The sequence below is a fragment of the Cognatundibacterium rivi genome (assembly GCF_018139565.1).
Lineage (GTDB): Bacteria > Pseudomonadota > Gammaproteobacteria > Burkholderiales > Burkholderiaceae_D > Undibacterium > Undibacterium rivi.
In genome coordinates this window covers 68,997-87,044 of sequence record NZ_JAGSPK010000005.1, presented here as the reverse complement: position 1 = coordinate 87,044, position 18,048 = coordinate 68,997, and the positions used below count along the sequence as shown (strand labels likewise).

18 protein-coding genes are annotated in these 18,048 nt (G+C 50.4%); 6 read left to right on the top strand and 12 right to left on the bottom strand.

Translation table 11 applies throughout. From position 1 onward, the window contains the following. Window positions 1-22: 22 nt before the first annotated feature. Entirely contained in the window at window positions 23-814 is a 792-nt protein-coding gene (locus KDM87_RS13815) for an NAD(P)H-binding protein (protein WP_212679623.1), read from the bottom strand. On the opposite strand from KDM87_RS13815, the gene KDM87_RS13810 reads away from it, so the two are divergent. Next, entirely contained in the window at window positions 806-1,702 is an 897-nt protein-coding gene (locus tag KDM87_RS13810) for a DMT family transporter (RefSeq protein WP_212679622.1), read from the top strand. The two genes, KDM87_RS13815 and KDM87_RS13810, sit on opposite strands and share 9 nt — an antisense overlap. Window positions 1,703-1,727: 25 nt before the next feature. On the opposite strand, the gene KDM87_RS13805 is transcribed toward KDM87_RS13810, so the two are convergent. Together KDM87_RS13805 and pepF are read right to left on the bottom strand one after the other, a co-directional pair. Beyond that, entirely contained in the window at window positions 1,728-2,327 is a 600-nt protein-coding gene (locus KDM87_RS13805) for a hemerythrin domain-containing protein (protein ID WP_212679621.1), read from the bottom strand. Between the two features lie 265 nt (window positions 2,328-2,592). Next, window positions 2,593-4,455 (bottom strand): oligoendopeptidase F, encoded by a 1,863-nt coding sequence (gene pepF / locus KDM87_RS13800; protein ID WP_212679620.1) that lies wholly within the window; start codon window positions 4,453-4,455, stop codon window positions 2,593-2,595. A 386-nt stretch (window positions 4,456-4,841) separates the two neighbouring features. Here pepF and KDM87_RS13795 point away from each other — a divergent pair, with 386 nt between their 5' ends. Both KDM87_RS13795 and otnI read left to right on the top strand, forming a co-directional pair. Next, window positions 4,842-5,807 carry a bile acid:sodium symporter family protein gene (locus KDM87_RS13795; protein ID WP_212679619.1) on the top strand — a complete coding sequence of 322 codons (966 nt, stop codon included), beginning with the start codon at window positions 4,842-4,844 and terminating at the stop codon, window positions 5,805-5,807. Window positions 5,808-5,871: 64 nt separating this feature from the next. After that, entirely contained in the window at window positions 5,872-6,669 is a 798-nt protein-coding gene (gene otnI / locus KDM87_RS13790) for a 2-oxo-tetronate isomerase (RefSeq protein WP_212679618.1), read from the top strand. Window positions 6,670-6,829: 160 nt separating this feature from the next. Here the strand turns inward: otnI and KDM87_RS13785 are convergent, their stop codons facing one another. Then, complete coding sequence (locus KDM87_RS13785; protein WP_212679617.1) at window positions 6,830-7,855, bottom strand: NADP-dependent oxidoreductase; 1,026 nt, start codon at window positions 7,853-7,855, stop codon at window positions 6,830-6,832. A gap of 294 nt (window positions 7,856-8,149) precedes the next feature. On the opposite strand from KDM87_RS13785, the gene purU reads away from it, so the two are divergent. Together purU and KDM87_RS13775 are read left to right on the top strand one after the other, a co-directional pair. Next, a complete protein-coding gene (purU, locus tag KDM87_RS13780) occupies window positions 8,150-9,025 on the top strand; it encodes a formyltetrahydrofolate deformylase (RefSeq protein ID WP_408058738.1) in 876 nt (291 codons plus the stop codon). Further along, entirely contained in the window at window positions 9,025-9,567 is a 543-nt protein-coding gene (locus KDM87_RS13775; protein WP_212679616.1) for a YaeQ family protein, read from the top strand. Before purU ends, KDM87_RS13775 begins: the two co-directional genes overlap by 1 nt. Window positions 9,568-9,665: 98 nt before the next feature. Here KDM87_RS13775 and cysK read toward each other — a convergent pair whose 3' ends face one another. The 4 genes from cysK to yjgA all read right to left on the bottom strand — a co-directional run bounded on the left by cysK (window position 9,666) and on the right by yjgA (window position 13,190). Further along, window positions 9,666-10,640, bottom strand: a complete 975-nt coding sequence (cysK, locus tag KDM87_RS13770) for a cysteine synthase A (protein WP_212679615.1) — start codon at window positions 10,638-10,640, stop codon at window positions 9,666-9,668. A 401-nt stretch (window positions 10,641-11,041) separates the two neighbouring features. Beyond that, on the bottom strand, window positions 11,042-11,719 hold the full coding sequence (locus KDM87_RS13765) for an alpha/beta hydrolase (protein ID WP_212679841.1): 678 nt from the start codon (window positions 11,717-11,719) through the stop codon (window positions 11,042-11,044). Between the two features lie 255 nt (window positions 11,720-11,974). Then, on the bottom strand, window positions 11,975-12,592 hold the full coding sequence (gene mog, locus KDM87_RS13760) for a molybdopterin adenylyltransferase (protein ID WP_212679614.1): 618 nt from the start codon (window positions 12,590-12,592) through the stop codon (window positions 11,975-11,977). After that, window positions 12,579-13,190: a ribosome biogenesis factor YjgA gene (gene yjgA, locus KDM87_RS13755; protein WP_212679613.1), complete on the bottom strand. Its 612-nt coding sequence runs from the start codon at window positions 13,188-13,190 to the stop codon at window positions 12,579-12,581. Before yjgA ends, mog begins: the two co-directional genes overlap by 14 nt. Window positions 13,191-13,271: 81 nt before the next feature. On the opposite strand from yjgA, the gene pmbA reads away from it, so the two are divergent. After that, on the top strand, window positions 13,272-14,624 hold the full coding sequence (gene pmbA / locus KDM87_RS13750) for a metalloprotease PmbA (protein ID WP_212679612.1): 1,353 nt from the start codon (window positions 13,272-13,274) through the stop codon (window positions 14,622-14,624). Window positions 14,625-14,725: 101 nt separating this feature from the next. Here pmbA and KDM87_RS13745 read toward each other — a convergent pair whose 3' ends face one another. The 4 genes from KDM87_RS13745 to KDM87_RS13730 are packed head-to-tail and all read right to left on the bottom strand — an operon-like array spanning window position 14,726 to window position 17,962. Then, window positions 14,726-15,439, bottom strand: coding sequence for an ABC transporter ATP-binding protein (locus KDM87_RS13745; protein ID WP_212679611.1), 714 nt, complete (start codon window positions 15,437-15,439; stop codon window positions 14,726-14,728). Further along, window positions 15,436-16,197: an ABC transporter ATP-binding protein gene (locus KDM87_RS13740; protein WP_212679610.1), complete on the bottom strand. Its 762-nt coding sequence runs from the start codon at window positions 16,195-16,197 to the stop codon at window positions 15,436-15,438. Before KDM87_RS13740 ends, KDM87_RS13745 begins: the two co-directional genes overlap by 4 nt. Beyond that, complete coding sequence (locus KDM87_RS13735) at window positions 16,198-17,076, bottom strand: branched-chain amino acid ABC transporter permease (protein ID WP_212679609.1); 879 nt, start codon at window positions 17,074-17,076, stop codon at window positions 16,198-16,200. Between the two features lie 4 nt (window positions 17,077-17,080). Further along, window positions 17,081-17,962, bottom strand: coding sequence for a branched-chain amino acid ABC transporter permease (locus KDM87_RS13730; RefSeq protein ID WP_212679608.1), 882 nt, complete (start codon window positions 17,960-17,962; stop codon window positions 17,081-17,083). Between the last annotated feature and the right edge of the window lie 86 nt (window positions 17,963-18,048).

The following is an 18,048-nucleotide window of genomic DNA, read 5'->3' as shown; positions in this document are numbered from 1 at the left end:
TTTTGGCTGGAGAGGCAGATTTTTATTGGACTTGCCTTGATTTGTCTGTCATGCGAGCCATTGCACCCTGCAATTGATCCGATTCCAGAATGACGACGTTATCGGCTGCAGTAACACTCGCGGTGACGACTGCCTGCAGCATCGCTGCTGCCACATCGGCGACATTCACCGCACGGTAGCGTCGTGGTATCAGTTTGCCGAATAGGCTGGATAAGACGATCGCGATGGCTTCGGCCGGGCGTTTATCTTTTCTGTTGCCGCCGCTGAGCAGCGATGGACGAACGATAGTCAGTGCTGAAAATTCCAAAGCACGCAAATCATCTTCCACCTGGCCTTTCACCTGTAAATAAAAGGAGCCGGCTTCTGCTTTTGCACCAAGCGCCGAGTTATATACAAACTGCTTTGTCCCTGCGGCTTTGGCGAGGCGGGCAGCGGCGATGACATAGTCGTGGTCGATACGGATAAATGCTGCTTGCGAGCCGGCGATCCTGATCGTCGTGCCGAGCGCACATAAGACCGCATCTGCTTGCCACCAGTCTGCATCCGGCGGCAAGCTGGCATAGTCAACGATGGGATTGCGTAATTGCGAATGCGGCGCTAAGGCGGTACGCGTCGGCGCGATCACTTGCGTGACATCCTTGTGTGCGAGGGCTTGCGCAAGCAATTGCTGACCTACTAAGCCAGTCCCGCCCAGAATTAATAGTTTCACTTTGACCTTCTCTCTTTCTGCTGTGTCGTCACCTGTATCCGGGTGGTATGCTGTCGGACTTTGCTGACCGCCATTTCTTTCCTGTTCCGATTTTGTATGAATCATCAACTGACTCCCGGCACTATTTTTTTACTGGTATTTGCACCGCTGCTTTGGGCTGGGAATGCAGTTGTTGGACGTATGATACATACGATGGTGCCGCCAGTAAGCTTGAATTTCTTTCGCTGGGCAATTGCTTTTCTGATTTTGTTACCGATGGCTGCCGGTATTTTTAAACGTGGCAGCATATTCTGGTTTCGCTGGTATCGCTACGCAATTCTCGGCCTGCTTGGTGTGGGGATGTATAACGCCCTGCAATATCTGGCCTTGCAAAGTTCAACGCCCATCAATGTGACGCTGGTGGCAGCGAGCATGCCAGTCTGGATGTTATTAATCGGGCGCTTATTTTTCCAGGCACCGATTTCGCGCTCTGCGGTAGCAGGCGTGGTCGTCTCGATCGCAGGAGTATTGCTGGTGCTGAGTCGCGGTGAGCTTCAGCATCTGATGGCGCTGCGTCTGGTTCCGGGCGATATATTGATGTTGCTGGCGGCGATTTGCTGGTCACTTTACAGCTGGCTGCTGACCCGTGGCGGTGACGGCGAATTACGCGATCACTGGTCACATTTTTTATTGGCACAGGTCAGCTTCGGGCTGGTATGGTCGGGTTTGTTTGCGGCAGGTGAATGGATGCTTGCTGCGCCAGTCATTCACTGGAGCGGTACGCTGATTGCGGCGATCATGTTTGTCGCCATCGGGCCAGCACTGATAGCCTTTCGCTGCTGGGGCATGGGCGTGCAAAGGGTTGGGCCGAGTATCGCGGCGTTTTTCAGTAATCTGACGCCCTTGTTTGCTGCTTTGCTGTCGTCGTTATTTTTAGGTGAAACGCCACAGCTGTTTCATGCGGTGGCGTTTTTGCTGATTGTTGCCGGTATCGTTTTATCTTCAAGGCGTTGACGTCTTCTTGCCGGTTCGCAGTGCTTTACAGTGGATCAGGCGCACCCGCAGCGGTAGCGCTGTTACTGATGATGTAGGAAAACAGTTGTTCGTAGCGATAACGTTCGCCTGTGTCATCAAGCTGATGGCGGTTTTCCATAAATGCTTCATCGACTTCCTGCCAATCGGTGACATTTAATACCAGTTTGGCGACCGGTAACACATCATTTTCCTCAGCATGCATGTGCGCATAATAGAAAAGGGCATATTGTTCCGCAAGATCTCTGAAATGCGGAAAAGCCGGGGCACCGCAAAACTCGAATTTCAACAACGCATTGTGCAGATTGCGCACCAGACATTCGCCTTTTCCATGCTGTTCGATTAACGCATCCAGCACATTGTCGAGTTGGTGTGTGCGCTCTTTAATCTTGGAAAACAGAAATTTGTCTTCTTTAGGATGATGTACTTTTTCCGGATATTCGCTGATGTAAAAAAGAATCGCGCGGAATACTTTGAGATCCGGTGGCGCTTCGCCTTTATCTATCGAGCGCACAAAATCCAGCATAGTCTGTATGACGGCAGACAAATGCTGATGTTCTTGCTGAATGATATCGACGGATATTGGATGGAAGTTTCTGGCGCACATAACGGTCTCCGCAGAATTTTTTTATACTGTACTCCGTGCGCCATATTTGCTGTTTGATGCCGATCAAATAAAACGAGACGCATCAACGGATTTCGTTGACTTCCGCTGATTTTTAGGTTGATCGTTGCCTGCATCCGCATTCCGCTCTTGTTTTACTTCCTGCTTACGCTTGTCTGAGGAATTTTTTCTATCGTCTTGTTGATATAAAAAAACCTCGCCCCAGTAACTGGGGCGAGGTTGATTGGGTACATCAGTTATCAGTGTTTCAGCGCTTTGCAACGATGGCTTCAATCTGATCCATGATGCTGTTCATACGTTTAAACACGGCCTGATAGGGGGCTGGCGATGCCAGATCGACCCCGGCTTTTTTTACCAGATCGTAAGGATAAGCAGAACCGCCAGCTTTCAGGATATTCAGATAATTGTCGCGCGCACCTGCTTGCGATTTCAGAATTTCATCAGCAAACATAGAACCGGCAGCAATCGAGGTCGCATACTGGAAGACATAAAAGCGATTATAGAAATGCGGGATGTAAGCCCATTCTGTGGCATAGACATCATCGATTTTCATGACGCCTTCTTTATCGCCGTGATAGCGTTTCAGCGTATCACCGTAGATTTTAGTCAGGCCTTCACCGGTCAGCGATTCACCTTTGTCCACGCGCGCATGCACTTCGCGTTCAAAGTCTGCAAACATGGCCTGACGGAAGAAGGTGCCACGTAAGTTTTCCAGTGCGGAACCCAGATACAGCAGGCGTTCATCGTCGCTCTTCGCGATTTTCAGCATGTGATCGAGCAATAACACTTCGTTGGTAGTCGATGCAATTTCAGCCGTAAAAATAGGGTAGTCAGCGGTGCTGAACGCTTGATTTTTATTCGCCAGATACGAATGCATCGCATGTCCCCACTCATGCGTGAGTGTGGAGACTGACTCGTAATCGTCGTTGTAATTCAGCAGTATGTATGGGTGCACGTCATACGCCACGCCGGACATATAGGCACCTGAACGCTTGCGTGGGCGAGGGTAGACGTCCATCCAGCGCGCTGTGCTCGCTTTGGTGATGGCATTGACGTAGTCGTCGCCAAGTGGTTTGACTGAACTCAGCATCAGTTTCACACCATCATCGATGCTGTAAGTGAAATTGCCGGAAACCAGCTGCGGGTAAATATCGAAATAGCGCAAGTCTTGTACGCCCAGCATCTTCGCGCGCAATTTGAAATAACGGTGCAGCGTTGGCAGATTGGCGCGGGTCTGATCGACCAGCGTGTCATATACCGCGCGCGGTATATTGTTGCCATCCAGCGCATGAGTCAGCGAATCAGGATAGTTACGCACTTTGGCATACACGGCATCGCGTTTGAGCTGCTCGTAAAACGTGACGCCGTAGCTGCGTTCAAATTCTTTCCATTTGCCCCAGAATGCATCAAACACCAGCTTGCGGTCAGCGCGATTCGGTGACGCGCGGTATTTGGTGTAGGCGGCCTGATCGATGGTGACTTGCTGACCATCCGACAGTGTGACTTTTGGCCACGGCATTTCTGCATTCGACAATGTGGAGTACACAGCAGCAGGGGCATTCATTGCCATGCCAAATGTTGCGATTAGTTCTTCGCCTTTTTTATCCAGCGTGTGTTGTGCGCCGCGCAAGATGTCGTGCAGGCCAAAGCGGTAGGAGGCGAGCGATTTGTCCTGATTCAGATACGCATCGATTTTCTTTTGCCCCAGCTTGAGTATCTCAGGACGAAAGAAAGAATTTGCTTCTTCGAGCTTGCTGCCGAGAATATCTGCATTTTGCGCAATGTCTTGCCCTTCGTTGTCGCCGGTATCCTGATCGCGGAATTGGGATGCATAGGTTGCCAGACGTGCATAACGTTTCAGGATATCCGCATTCAGATCGAGACAGGATTTAAAGCTGCTGACCTTATCGCCCAGATGACCGCTGCATTTTTGCAGCTGGACTAACTGCGTTTCCAGATTTTTTGCATCGGCATTCCATGCAGCGCGATTCGCATACAGATCGGTAAGATTCCAGCGTTGAGCTTCATTATCGTTGCTGTGCGCTGCAAAGCCGCTGGCAGGAAAGGCAAATGCGAGTACCAGCAAGCTGGCGATCAGATGTTTTTGCATAGAGTCTCCGGGGTTGAGTATTACCGGCCAAGCCGGTGATGGTCATCACGAACAATGTGAAGAACAGTGTGACAGATGATGTGATAAAGGCAAAAATATACAGCTAAATTGACCGTATGAATTCAAGTAGCAGGCAGATGAATCACAGATTTGATAAAAACCGTGCAATTCCGGAGAATCTTCTGGCTTTGTTCCGTTTGACTATTTTTTATACGATTTACATTTCTCTTTTTTGATTCGCAAACGTAAATATTTATTCCCCGCGTTGTGTGTGAGGTTGGTTTGATTGCCGCAGTTTTGCGAATAGCTGTGTTGTATTTTGATGATGGGAATTTTTTCAGATGATTCAAGTACAATGAAGCTCGTTTTTATTTCTGATTCCGCCTATGAAACGCCCCCGCTTTTTACCTGACAACATGACTTTACTTTTGCTGGGCGTGATTCTGATCGCCAGTTTTTTTCCGGTAAAAGGAGAACTTGCAGTCAGCGTTGATCATCTGTCGACACTGATGATTGCTTTGCTGTTCTTTATGCACGGCGCCAAATTATCGCGTGAGGCGGTGGTAGCGGGAATGACGCACTGGCGTTTGCATTTGCTGGTGCTGGGCGTGACATTTGCCTTATTTCCTTTGCTGGGAATATTGCTCAAGCCAGCTTTGCTGACGGTATTGACGCCGGATTTGTATCTGGGAATTTTGTATTTGTGTCTGTTGCCATCGACTGTGCAATCATCGATTGCGTTCACTTCGGTTGCGCGTGGTAATGTGCCGGCTGCCGTCTGCAGTGCTTCTGCGAGTAATCTGCTCGGCATCTTCATCACGCCTTTGTTGGTCAGCCTGCTGATTAAAGCCAACAGCGATGGACATTCGTCGGCCGATGCGATGCTGAAGATTGTTTATCAACTCCTGTTGCCATTTGTCGCTGGACAGATCATGCGTCCGTATTTACAGGCATGGATCACCAAACATGCGAGCGTATTAAAAATGGTCGATCAGAGCTCGATTCTGCTGGTGGTCTTCGTGGCATTCAGTGAAGCGGTCGTGCAAGGATTATGGCATCAGGTGCCAACGTTGATGTTGCTGGGGCTGCTGCTGATCAGTGCGGTTATACTGGCTTTGGTGATGGGGTTCACAACCCTGATCAGCCGTCGTCTGGGGTTTAGTAAGGAAGATGAAATCACCATTGTTTTTTGTGGCTCTAAAAAGAGTCTGGCAAGCGGTGTGCCGATGGCAAAAGTTTTATTTTCCAGCGGTTCCGTCGGCATGGTGTTGTTACCCGTGATGCTGTTCCATCAGTTGCAACTGATGGTCTGCGCTGTATTGGCGCAACGCTACGCAAACAGACCAAAATAGAAATCAACAGAATCCGGCAAATATCAGGCCTGCCTGAATGCCGGGTTTTTTTAAGGAGAAATACATGCCTCGTTTTGCTGCCAATCTCAGCATGATGTATACCGAAGTCGATTTTCCTGCACGTTTTGCTGCTGCGGCAAAAGATGGTTTCACCGGTGTGGAATATTTATTTCCATATGATTATCCGGCACTCCAGTTACGTGAATTGCTGGACGCGGATAATTTGCAACAAGTATTGTTCAATGCGCCGCCGGGGAACTGGGCTGCCGGTGAACGTGGCTTGGCGTCGTTGCCAGGTCGGGAAGACGAATTTAAGCGTGGCTTTGATCAAGCGCTTGAGTATGCCCGTGTACTTGGAAATCGCCATATTCATGTGATGGCAGGGCTGATACAGCCTGAGCAGGATAGCGCGCGCCATCGAGCGGTTTATCTGGGTAATCTGGCGTATGCAGCATTGCTGGCCTCGCGCGAAAATGTGACGGTGTTAATTGAACCTATCAATACCCGAGATATGCCGGGGTATTTTTTATCTGAGCAAAATACGGCGCAGGAAATCTGCGAAGAAATCGGCGTCAGTCATTTGCAAGTACAGTTCGATATATACCACTGCCAGATTATGGAGGGTGATATCACGCGCAAGCTGCAGCGGGATATGCACAGGCCACAGGCCGGCATAGGCCATATACAGATCGCCGGTGTACCGGATCGCCATGAACCGTCCGATGGTGAACTAAATTACCCGTATCTGTTTCAGTTGCTCGATGATTTGGGCTATGCAGGCTGGATCGGTTGCGAATACCGGCCACGGGCAGGAACCTCAGAAGGGGTGGCGTGGATCAGACCTTGGCAGGCAGCAAAGTAAATTACGCGGTACTGAAAAGGAGATAGTCAGTATCGCCTGCCTATGTTCATTGTCGGTTGCCGATCTCGGCATTTCATCATCGGTACAAAAATAAAAAAGCGGCCTGAATTTTTTTTCAGGCCGCTTTTTTTGATCAGATAAAACCGTCAGACCAACGACATTATTCGTCTGACACTTGCAAAATCAGCTTGCCAAAATTTTTGCCATCGAACAGCATCATCAGCGTGTCCGGGAAGGTTTCTATGCCTTTGACTATATCTTCGCGGGTGTGGAATTTACCTTCTGCCATCCATTTACTCATTTCTGCGACCGCTTCGCCATAACGTGCGGCATAATCAAAAACGACGATACCTTCCATGCGCGCACGATTGACCAGCAGCGATAAATAGTTGGCAGGGCCTTTTACCGGTGTTGTGTTGTTGTATTGGGAGATTGCTCCGCAGATGATGATGCGTGCCTTCATGTTGATGCGGGTCAGCACGGTATCGAGAATATCGCCGCCGACATTATCAAAATACACGTCTACGCCGTTCGGGCAATGTTCCTTCAGGCCGTCACGTACCGAGCCGGTTTTGTAATCGATACAGGCATCAAAACCGAGTTCATTCACTACGAAATCACATTTATCTTTGCCACCGGCGATACCGACGACGCGGCAGCCTTTTTGTTTTGCAACCTGACCGACAGTCTGACCTACTGCACCCGCTGCGCCGGAAACGACGACGGTTTCACCCGTTTTCGGCTGGCCGACATCCAGCAAACCAAAGTAAGCGGTCATACCAGGCATGCCGAGCGCATTCAGGAATTTTGGTAAAGGTGCGAGTGCCGGATTAATTTTGTAGAAGGCCGCTGTTTTATCATTCGCCGCACCGACCCAGTATTGCTGTACGCCAGTGCCGCCGGAAACATAATCGCCGACCGCAAATAAAGGCGATTTCGATGCCACCACTTTGCCAACACCGCCGGCGCGCATCACTTCATCAATCGCTACCGGGCGGATATAGGATTTGCCTTCATTCATCCAGCCACGCATCGCCGGGTCAAGCGAAATGTAGATCGTTTGAACGATGATTTCACCATCGTTAATCTCTCTGACTTGTTCGGTGGTGAATTTCCAGTCGCTGTGTTTTGGTGTGCCAACCGGGCGGGCGGCGAGGCGGTATTGCTGATTGCTGAAGCTGCTCATAGTGTCTCCTGTGTTTTTGGTGATGTCCTTACGGACGTTGGCATCGCAGTTTTTGCGCCAGCCTTAATATACACGAAATAGAACGTACGTGCTTTTTGTTGCCGCTTTTTAAATCGCCGTGAAATTCAGAGCTGATTCTCGCTAATCTGGCCCCGACGCGCGACGCGTCTGCAATGAACGTGCGACAATAGGCGGTTACGGTTTTTAGCTTTGTTTTGCTTTAAAATTGCGGATTATTCCAAATTAAATTTGCCTTACCCCCGAATGTCATGTGTATTCGGGCGAAAAAATAACATGATGACCATACGACCAGAATATATTCTTACTCTTTCTTGTCCTGATCAACGCGGTATCGTACACAGCGTTTCAGGATTTTTAGCCAATCATGGCTGCAATATCATCGATTCTGCGCAGTTTGGTGATGAACAATCTGCCACGTTTTTTATGCGTGTGCATTTCGCTGTTGAAGATGCTGGCGTCAAAGAAGCAGCATTACGCGAAGAATTTGCGGAACTCGCTCGTGGCATGCAAATGAGCTGGAAGCTCAATGATGCGCATCACAAGCCAGCCGTGATACTGATGGTTTCTAAAATCGGTCATTGCCTGAATGATTTGCTGTTCCGGTACAAGAGCGGTTTATTGCCGGTAGAAATCAAGGCCATTGTTTCTAATCACACCGATTTTTATCAGCTTGCTGCCAGCTACAATATTCCATTCCACCACTTACCGTTAGCGGCAGGTGCTTCGGCTGAGGCCAAGCGTGCGCAGGAAGAAAAAGTACTGGAAATCGTCGCGGCCAATCAGGCTGATCTGGTAGTGCTGGCGCGCTACATGCAGATATTGTCGCCGCAGATGTGTGATGCACTCAAAGGCAAAGCAATCAATATCCATCACTCTTTCCTGCCTAGTTTTAAAGGTGCGAAACCTTATTATCAGGCGCATGAACGTGGCGTGAAACTGATCGGTGCGACCGCGCATTTTGTGACCGGTGATCTGGATGAAGGCCCGATCATTGAGCAAGATGTTGAGCGCGTTGATCATGCAATGGAACCAGAAACACTGACCGCCATCGGGCGCGATGTTGAGTGCGTGGTGCTGGCGCGGGCGGTGAAATGGTTTGTTGAACACCGTATTCTGCTGAATGGTCACAAGACAGTGGTGTTCAAATAATGGCGTTGAAATCGATTATTTACAAAGCCGATCTGAATATTTCTGATATGGATCGCGGCTATTACGCCGATCATAGTCTGACGATTGCCCGTCATCCGTCGGAAACCGATGAACGCATGATGATACGCGTGCTGGCATTTGCGATTCACGCTGCTGAGCGACTGGAATTCGGCAAAGGCATTTCCGATACGGAAGAGCCTGATCTGTGGGAAAAAGACTATACCGATGCGATACAACTGTGGGTAGAAGTTGGTCAACCCGATGATCGCCGCTTGCTGAAAGCCTGCGGCCGCTCAGAAAAAGTGATTGTCTACAGCTTTGCCAGTGCCAGCGATATCTGGTGGAAGCAGATGAACAGTCGCCTTGATCGCGCAAAAAATCTGAAGGTGATGAATGTGCCATCGACACAGAGTCAGGCACTGGAAAAACTCGCACAACGGTCTATGCAATTGCAATGCACGATACAGGACGGGCAAATCTGGATGTCGGCAGGCGACGCCTCGATACAGATCGATCTGGAACTGCTGAAGGATTTTGGCTGATCTGTTCAGATTGTTTGCATAAAAAAACGGCTTGCAGATAACAGCAGAGATAACGCTGTTTTTCCGCAAGCCGTTTTACATAGACATGACGACTTTGTTTATACAGCGACGCCTGTCGCGTCAAAGTACCCTTCAAATAACACTGAGCTTAAATAACGCTCGCCGGAATCCGGTAAAATAGCGAGGATGGTTTTGCCTGCATTTTCAGGTAAAAATGCGAGTCGGGTCGCTGCGGCGACCGCTGCACCACACGAAATGCCGGCGAGTATGCCTTCTTCTTTGGCGAGCCGCTGCGCAAACAACACGGCATCTTCGTTGCTGACTTGTTCGACCTGATCGATCAGCGATAAATCCAGCACGTCCGGCACAAAACCAGCACCGATACCCTGAATTTTATGTGGCCCAGGCTGCAAAGGCTGGCCAGCGCGTTGTTGCGTCAGTATCGGGCTGGTCGTCGGTTCGACCGCCACGGTATGCAGCGCTTTGCCCTGTGTCTTTTTCAGATAGCGTGAGACGCCGGTAATGGTGCCGCCGGTGCCAACGCCAGCGACAAAAATATCGATGTTGCCCTTGGTGTCTTCCCAGATTTCCGGGCCGGTTGTGCGTTCATGTACTGCCGGATTCGCCGGGTTTTTAAACTGTTGCAGCAAGACATAGCGGTCCGGGTCGCTGGCACGGATTTCTTCGGCTTTTGCAATCGCCCCATTCATGCCTTTGGCACCTTCGGTCAGTACCAGTTTGGCACCGAAGGCAGCGAGTAATTTTCTGCGTTCTATGCTCATGGTTTCCGGCATTGTCAATGTCAGTGGTATGCCTTTAGCTGCGGCGACAAACGCGAGCGCGATACCAGTGTTGCCGCTGGTAGGTTCTATCAGTTCTTTGCCAGCGCCCAGCAGTCCGCGTTCTTCGGCATCTGCAATCATCGCTGCACCAATACGGCATTTGACGGAGTAGGCGGGATTGCGGCCTTCGACTTTGACCAGTACCGTTGCGCCCGCACCGGCGGTGATGCGGTTGAGGCGAATCAATGGTGTGCGTCCGATGGAGTCTGCGTTGTTCAGATAAAGTGCCATGATGGTCTTTCAGAAGTTGGGTGTATGGATACTACGAGTCAGGTGAGGCCGCGTGATTGATCTTTATCAAGCACGCTTCCTTACATTTTTTAAGCATATCGATATGAAAAAAAGGAGAGCAGCTGCATTGCAGGTCATCATACTTTTTTCCTGTTCAGGATGCGCGAGTACTATACATCGCAAATGCTGAGCATGGTGATGCCGCCATCGGTCCCCTGCGCGTATCACCGCTGCGGCGGCATTCAGACTGTGCTCCATTCTGCGCCCCGATTCTATAAAAAATGCAGAAAAACGGGGAGTATATGCAAAAAACGCCTTATTCTCAGCAGAAAATAAGGACGTTTTAAAATACTGGGGGGAGTATATTTATGCTGCTGAGACGCTTGCAGCGCTCAGTTTGCTCAGGCTGACGTAGTTAGTACCTTTTTCAGCCACAGCCCGATGTCGCGGATTTCTTCGGCACAAACTGAATGCGGCATCATGTACTCATGCCATTCGATCTGATAGCCCAGCTCTTTCAGCAAGTCACGTGATTGCTCTGCGCGTTGAATGTGAATCACAGGATCGGCGCGACCATGTACCAGAAATACCGGTGTGTGCTGATTCGCTGCACTGCGCTCAGCAGCGACCACATCACGCAAGGGTACATAGCCGGATAAACACAGCAAGCCCGCCAGTTTTTGTGGATAGCGCAAACCGGTTTGCAAGGTCATGGCGCAACCTTGTGAAAAGCCGGCGAGGAAAATTTTATTGACAGGAATGCCGCGAGCCACTTCACGTGCAATCAGTTTTTCAATTTCTGCCTGCGATGCACGCAAGCCTTTTTCATCTTCGCGGCGCGCAATGTCTGTACCCAGAATGTCATACCAGGCGCGCATTACATAGCCGCCGTTGATCGTCACTGGCATCGTTGGCGCATTCGGGAATACAAAGCGTATGCCGGGCATGCCACTCAGATCAAGCTCCTGAACGATAGGGACGAAATCATTGGCATCTGCGCCCAGACCATGCATCCAGATAATAGCGACGCTGGGATTGGTGGCGCTTTCAATTTCTACTGTCTCGAGGTAATTACTCATAGCTGAAGTGGAATTTTTTTGGGTTGAAGGGGATGTGCTGAGTTTGCCTGATTTTTGTTGTTGGCCTGTCGTGTTGGTCGCGAGTGTTTCCGCCATAGTTTCTGCATTTACTTTTGCAGTAAAGACCTTAGCAAACAAACCCAGCGCACAGGTGCCGAGCAAAGCAGTGATCCATAATCGTCTTGCTGATGGCGGAACATCTGCTTTGTTCATTTGTTTGCGTACATTGCGGATAACCCGATTTAACGGAGGCAATCAGGATTTTTGTCGTAACGCCGATTTAGGGCGGAAAACTTTGCAGACCGATTCGTGCGTTTCTATGTAAGGCCCGCCGATGAGGTCGATGCAATAAGGAATTGCTGCAAAAATGCCAGAGACAATTTGCTTGCCATCCGCATCTTTCAAGCCTTCCAGCGTTTCTTTAATCGACTTCGGTTGCCCTGGCAAATTCAGAATCAGTGCGGCATGATCAGCAGTTTCGCGTATCACCGCCACCTGCCGCGACAAGATCGCGGTTGGTACAAATTGCAGACTGATCTGACGCATTTGCTCGCCGAACCCCGGCATTTCTTTGGTGGCGACCGCCAGCGTGGCTTCCGGTGTCACATCGCGCCGAGCAGGGCCGGTGCCACCAGTGGTGATGACCAGATCGCAGCGCGCCACATCGACCAGCTCAGCCAGAGCCTGTTCAATTGCCTGACGTTCATCGGGAATCAGGCGGGTTTCCATGACCCAGTTACTCGCCAAGGCGTTACTGAACCATTCCTGTAAAGCGGGCAAACCCTGATCCTGATAGACGCCGGCAGATGCGCGGTCAGAGATTGAGACCAGGCCTATGCGCAATGCGCGGTCGGCGGCATCAGTATTGCTCATGATCCTCATCCTCTTGATCTTCAGCGTCTGCATCATCCAATGCGTCATCGCCCGCAGGCGCTTTCTGCAATTGCTTCAGAATCTGGAAAATCTCGCGGTAGGCTTTCGGCGGTTTGTTTTCTGCCTGTTCCTTACGCGCGTTGCGGATCAGTGTGCGCAATTGTTGTACGTCGAGATGCGGATGTTCGGACAATAATTCTGTCAGCGCGTTGTCGTCTGTCAGCAGTTTGTCACGACGGCGCTCCATCGCATGCATCGCGGCTGTTTCTGCTTTCGACGAGCCTTTCCAGCTGTCGATGGTTTTCTGGATCAGAGCAACTTCTGCCTCATCCAGCGTACGCATTTTTTTGCCGACAAATTGCATCTGACGACGACGGCCTTCATGGTTCGTGATTTGCTGACATGCGAGAATCGCATCACGCACATCTTCAGGCATAGGAACGCGTTTGACGCGGTCACGCGCCTGTTCGACCAGTTCTTGTCCCAGTTTTTGCAACGCGGTCATTTCGCGTTTGAGCTGAGATTTTGAAGGACGGTCATATTCCTCTTCAAATTCGCTGGATTGGTAGCCACATGAGCCCCGGTTTGGATTTGGCATAATTCTGCGCCTTTACTATAAACTTAATGAAACGGCTGCTATGATACCCGTTTTAGTTCAGTCTCCAAAGAAACCTCATCTATGAGCAAGCCAGTTTTTACCCATACCCAGGATCAGTTGAAACAAATTGCACAGGATATGTTGCTTTTTGCTAAGGAAAAAGGCGCTTCCGATGCCGCTGTCGAAATCAGTGAAGGCGAAGGTTTATCGATCAGCGTGCGCAAAGGTAAGGTGGAAACAATAGAGCAGAACCGCGATAAAGGTATTGGTATTACTGTTTATATCGGACAAAAACGCGGTAATGCCAGCACCTCTGATTTTTCCCGTCAGGCGCTGAAAGATACGGTTGATGCAGCGTACAACATCGCCCGGTTTACGGCGGAAGATGATTGCGCGGGCCTGGCCGATGCGGAATTGTTTGAAATGGCACCGCGCGATCTGAAGCTGTGCTATCCGTGGCAAATCAGCGCGGAAGAGGCGATCGATATCGCCAAGCGCACCGAAGCGGCAGCATTTGCGGTCGATAAGCGTATTACGAATAGTGAAGGTGCCAGCGTCCATGTGCAGCAATCGCATTTCGTTTCTGCAAATTCACGCGGCTTTATCGGTGGTTACCCGCTTTCGCGTCATACGATTGCAGTAGCACCGATCGCAGGTAAGGGCGCCAAGATGCAGCGTGACGACTGGTATTCATCGCAACGCAATCCGAAAAAACTGGCGCAGCCCGAAGCGATCGGCCGCTATGCTGCTGAACGTGCGCTGGCGCGCCTGAATGCTCGCAAACTGACGACCCGTAAATGCCCGGTTCTGTTTGAAGCACCATTGGCGGCAGGCTTGCTCGGTTCGTTTGTGCAGGCAGTTTCGGGTGGCGCCTTGTATCGTAAATCTTCGTTTTTACTCGATTCGCTGGGGACGCAGATTTTTCCAGAACATATTCAGGTGCTTGAAGATCCGCATGTGCCAGGCGCAGTTGGTTCATCGCCATTCGATGATGAAGGTGTCCGCACTCAGCGCCGCGACGTGGTCAGCAATGGTGTCTTGCAGGGCTATTTTTTATCCACCTATTCGGCGCGTAAGCTGGGGATGCAAACAACCGGCAACGCGGGCGGTTCGCATAATCTGAGTCTGCTGTCTTCGAATACAAAAAAGAGTGATCAATTTGCTGCCATGCTCAAAAAAATGGGCACTGGCTTGCTGGTGACCGAGTTGATGGGGCAGGGCGTGAATTACGTTACTGGCGACTATTCGCGCGGCGCTTCCGGCTACTGGGTGGAAAACGGCGTGATTCAATATCCGGTCGAAGAAATCACGATTGCAGGCAATATGCGCGACATGTTCATGCAAATCGTGGCGGTTGGTGCGGATACGCTGGTGCGCGGTACCAAGCAGACTGGCTCGATACTGATAGAGAGCATGACGGTTGCGGGCAATTGATCCGTTCACGCGCTAAGCAAATAAAAACGACCATCTCGATGGTCGTTTTTTTATGGATTGAATTTCTAGTGCTTAGTTCGGGTTAGGTGTCGCAATAATCGTTATGCACCCAGATATGCCTCGATCACTCTCGGGTTGTTCAGCAGGTTCTGACCGCTGTCTTGCAACACAATTTCGCCATTTTCAAGAACATAGCCGCTTTGGGCGATTTTCAGTGCTTGTCTGACGTTTTGTTCGACCAGTAAAATCGTCAGCCCGGTCTGGTTGATTTCTTTCAGTACGCGGAAAATTTCCTGCACCATCAACGGTGCAAGACCCATCGATGGCTCGTCGAGTAACAGCACTTTAGGCTTGGCCATGAGCGCGCGGCCTATCGCCAGCATTTGTTGTTCGCCACCGGATAAATTGCCTGCGAGTCCGGAAGCGCGGTTTTTTAGCACCGGAAACAGATGAAATATATAGTCCAGATCCTTGCTGATCTGTGCTTTATCTTTGCGTGTATAGGCGCCGAGATCGAGATTTTCCTGTACCGTTAATGTGGTCAGAATCGCGCGCCCCTCGGCAACTTGCACCACGCCTTTTTGCACGATCTGATGCGGCGAGAGTGTCGTCAGATCTTCGCCGTCAAACAGAATTTTTCCGGCATTTGCTTTGATCAGACCGGAGACGGCGAGTAATGATGTGCTCTTGCCCGCGCCATTGGCACCGACGAGGGCCGTGATTTCGCCTGCGTTGAGTTCCAGTTGTATATTTTTGACGGCACGGATGTGGCCATACGATACGCTGAGGTTCTGGATGCTTAATATAGGGCTCATGTTGCGTCCTCCTTGCCGAGATAAGCTTCGATCACATCCGGATTGGCGCGCACTTCGTCTGGTGTGCCTTCTGCAATGATTTTGCCGAAATTGAGTACTGCGACGCGGTCGCAGAGCTCCATTACAAAGCGCATGTCGTGTTCTATCATGAAAATCGAAAAACCACGTTGGCGGATATTGTTAATTTCCGCCATCAGCTCGGTTTTTTCTGCGGGATTCATGCCAGCGACCGGCTCGTCGAGCAGCAATAATTTCGGTTGCGTTGCAAGTGCCCGCGCGAATTCCAGCTTACGTTGTTCGCCATACGATAAATTGTCAGCCAGCATGTGTGCTTTGTGATCGAGTCTTACCCAGGTCAGCAATTCATGGGCACGTTCACGTGCTTTCGCTTCTGCATTTCTATATGCGGTGAGATTAAACAACATGCTGCCGACGCTGTAATTGAGGTGCTCATGCATACCAACGACGACGTTTTCCAGCAAACTCATTTCCTTGAAAATGCGGATATTCTGAAACGTGCGGGCGATGCCGAGTTGCGTGATTTTGTGGGGTTCGACCACGCTCAGATCCTGATCGTTAAAACGTATCTCTCCGCTCGATGGACGTAACAGACCAGTGATCAGATTCACGATAGTGGTTTTACCTGCGCCGTTAGGACCGATCAGGCCGAAAATACTGCCTTGAGGCATGGTGAAGCTGACGTCCTGCAAGACCTGCAAACCGCCGAAATTTTTACTGATAGCTTGTAACTGCAACATTTAAGCGACCTCTTCAGACTTGCGGGAAGTGAATTTGCGGCGCAGCGCGCGGATTTTAGCCGGGTCCCAGATGCCCTTAGGCAGGTACAGAATCACGATGATCAGAATCAGGCCATTGGCGGCGAGTCGGTAATCCTTCAGCGAACGCATCACTTCAGGCAGCAATGTCAGGATCGTGCTGCCTATCACCGGGCCAATCAGATTACTGGTGCCACCGAAGACCGCCATCGTGAGAATGTCGACAGCATTTTCGAATGCGTAATTCCCCGGGCCTATGGTGAAGGTGTAGTGCGCATTCAGACCGCCAGCAATACCTGCGATGACTGCACCAAGCACAAACGCCAGCAGTTTATACCCTGCCACGTTGACACCCATTAAGCGTGCGGCGATTTCGTCTTCTTTAATCGCTTCAAATGCGCGCCCGGTTTTCGAGCGACGTAATCTCGCCAGGATAAACAAGGTGGCGCCTAAAATAAAAACGATGTGCCACCATTCGGTTTTGAGCGGAATGCCGTTCAGACCCATGGGACCACCAGTGATTTCCATGTTCAGAACAACGACGCGTACCACTTCGCCGAAGCCAAGCGTCGCCATTGCCAGATAAACACCTGACAGACGCAAAGTTGGAATACCGACAGCGAGAGCGACAAGTGCAGGCGCAATGCCCGCAGCAAGCAATGCGACCGGGAATGCAAGCTCTGTCTGCATGCTGATCATGGACGCCGCATATGCACCTATGCCCATAAATGCGGCGTTGGCGAGTGACAGCAAGCCGCACGACAAGGTCAGATAAATCGAGAGTGCCAGCATCGCATTGATGCCAATACCAAAAATAACAGTGCTGTATATAGCCCAGAAACCATCCCACCATTCGAGCATGATCTTATGCCTTTCTTTCTAAAATCTTGCCAAACATGCCGGAAGGACGAACCAACAAGATCACAAACAATAAACCAAATGCCACGGCATCACGGAAGTCGCTGGAAAGATAAGCGACGCTCATGACTTCGGCAAAGCCAAGAAATAAACCACCAATCAAGGCACCGCGGATATCGCCCATGCCACCCAGAATAATCACCGCAATACCTTTGTGCAGCATCGGTTGTCCCATGAATGGTGAGATTGCATTGAAAGACAGGCCGACCAGCACACCTGCTGCACCGCCGAGCGCTGCCGCCGCAAAAGAAGTGAACAGAAACAGGCCTTCAACATTGATGCCGAGCAGATACGCAGCTTTAGGTGATTCTGCAATTGCCCGTAAGGCTCTGCCCAGTTGCGTGCGGCGCATAATAATGAGCAGCACGACCATCAGCGCAAATGAAATCAGGACGATGGCTAATTGCACGGCGGTCAGGTGCAGATTACCGACGGTAAAACTCTCTTCCGGTATCGTGCCGAACGGAAAGCGTTTGTTTTCTGCGCCAAAGAACCCCTGTGCCACATTCGTAATCATGATGGCGACGCCGATGGTGGCGATCATCGGTGCCAGATGAGGCGCATTCCGTTTGCGCAAAGGTCGCAATACCAGAAAATCGACGATCACGCCGATCACACCGCACGTCAGCATCGCGATCAGCATTGCCAGCCACAAGGACATCTGGAATTGATTGACCAGTAATAGAGCGATATAGCTGCCCAGCATGAATATCGCGCCATGTGCGAGATTGATGACACCCAGCACACCAAAAACGAGAGTAAAACCGAGGGCAAACAATGCATACACGCTACCGAGCGAAAGGGCATTGATAAGTTGTTGTTCAAACATGATGATCCAGGCGAAAAACTGTGGCGACTCTTACCGAGGTTGAGTTGCTGATCAGTTTTGTCAGAAAAGCGTTTTAAGGAAATGAA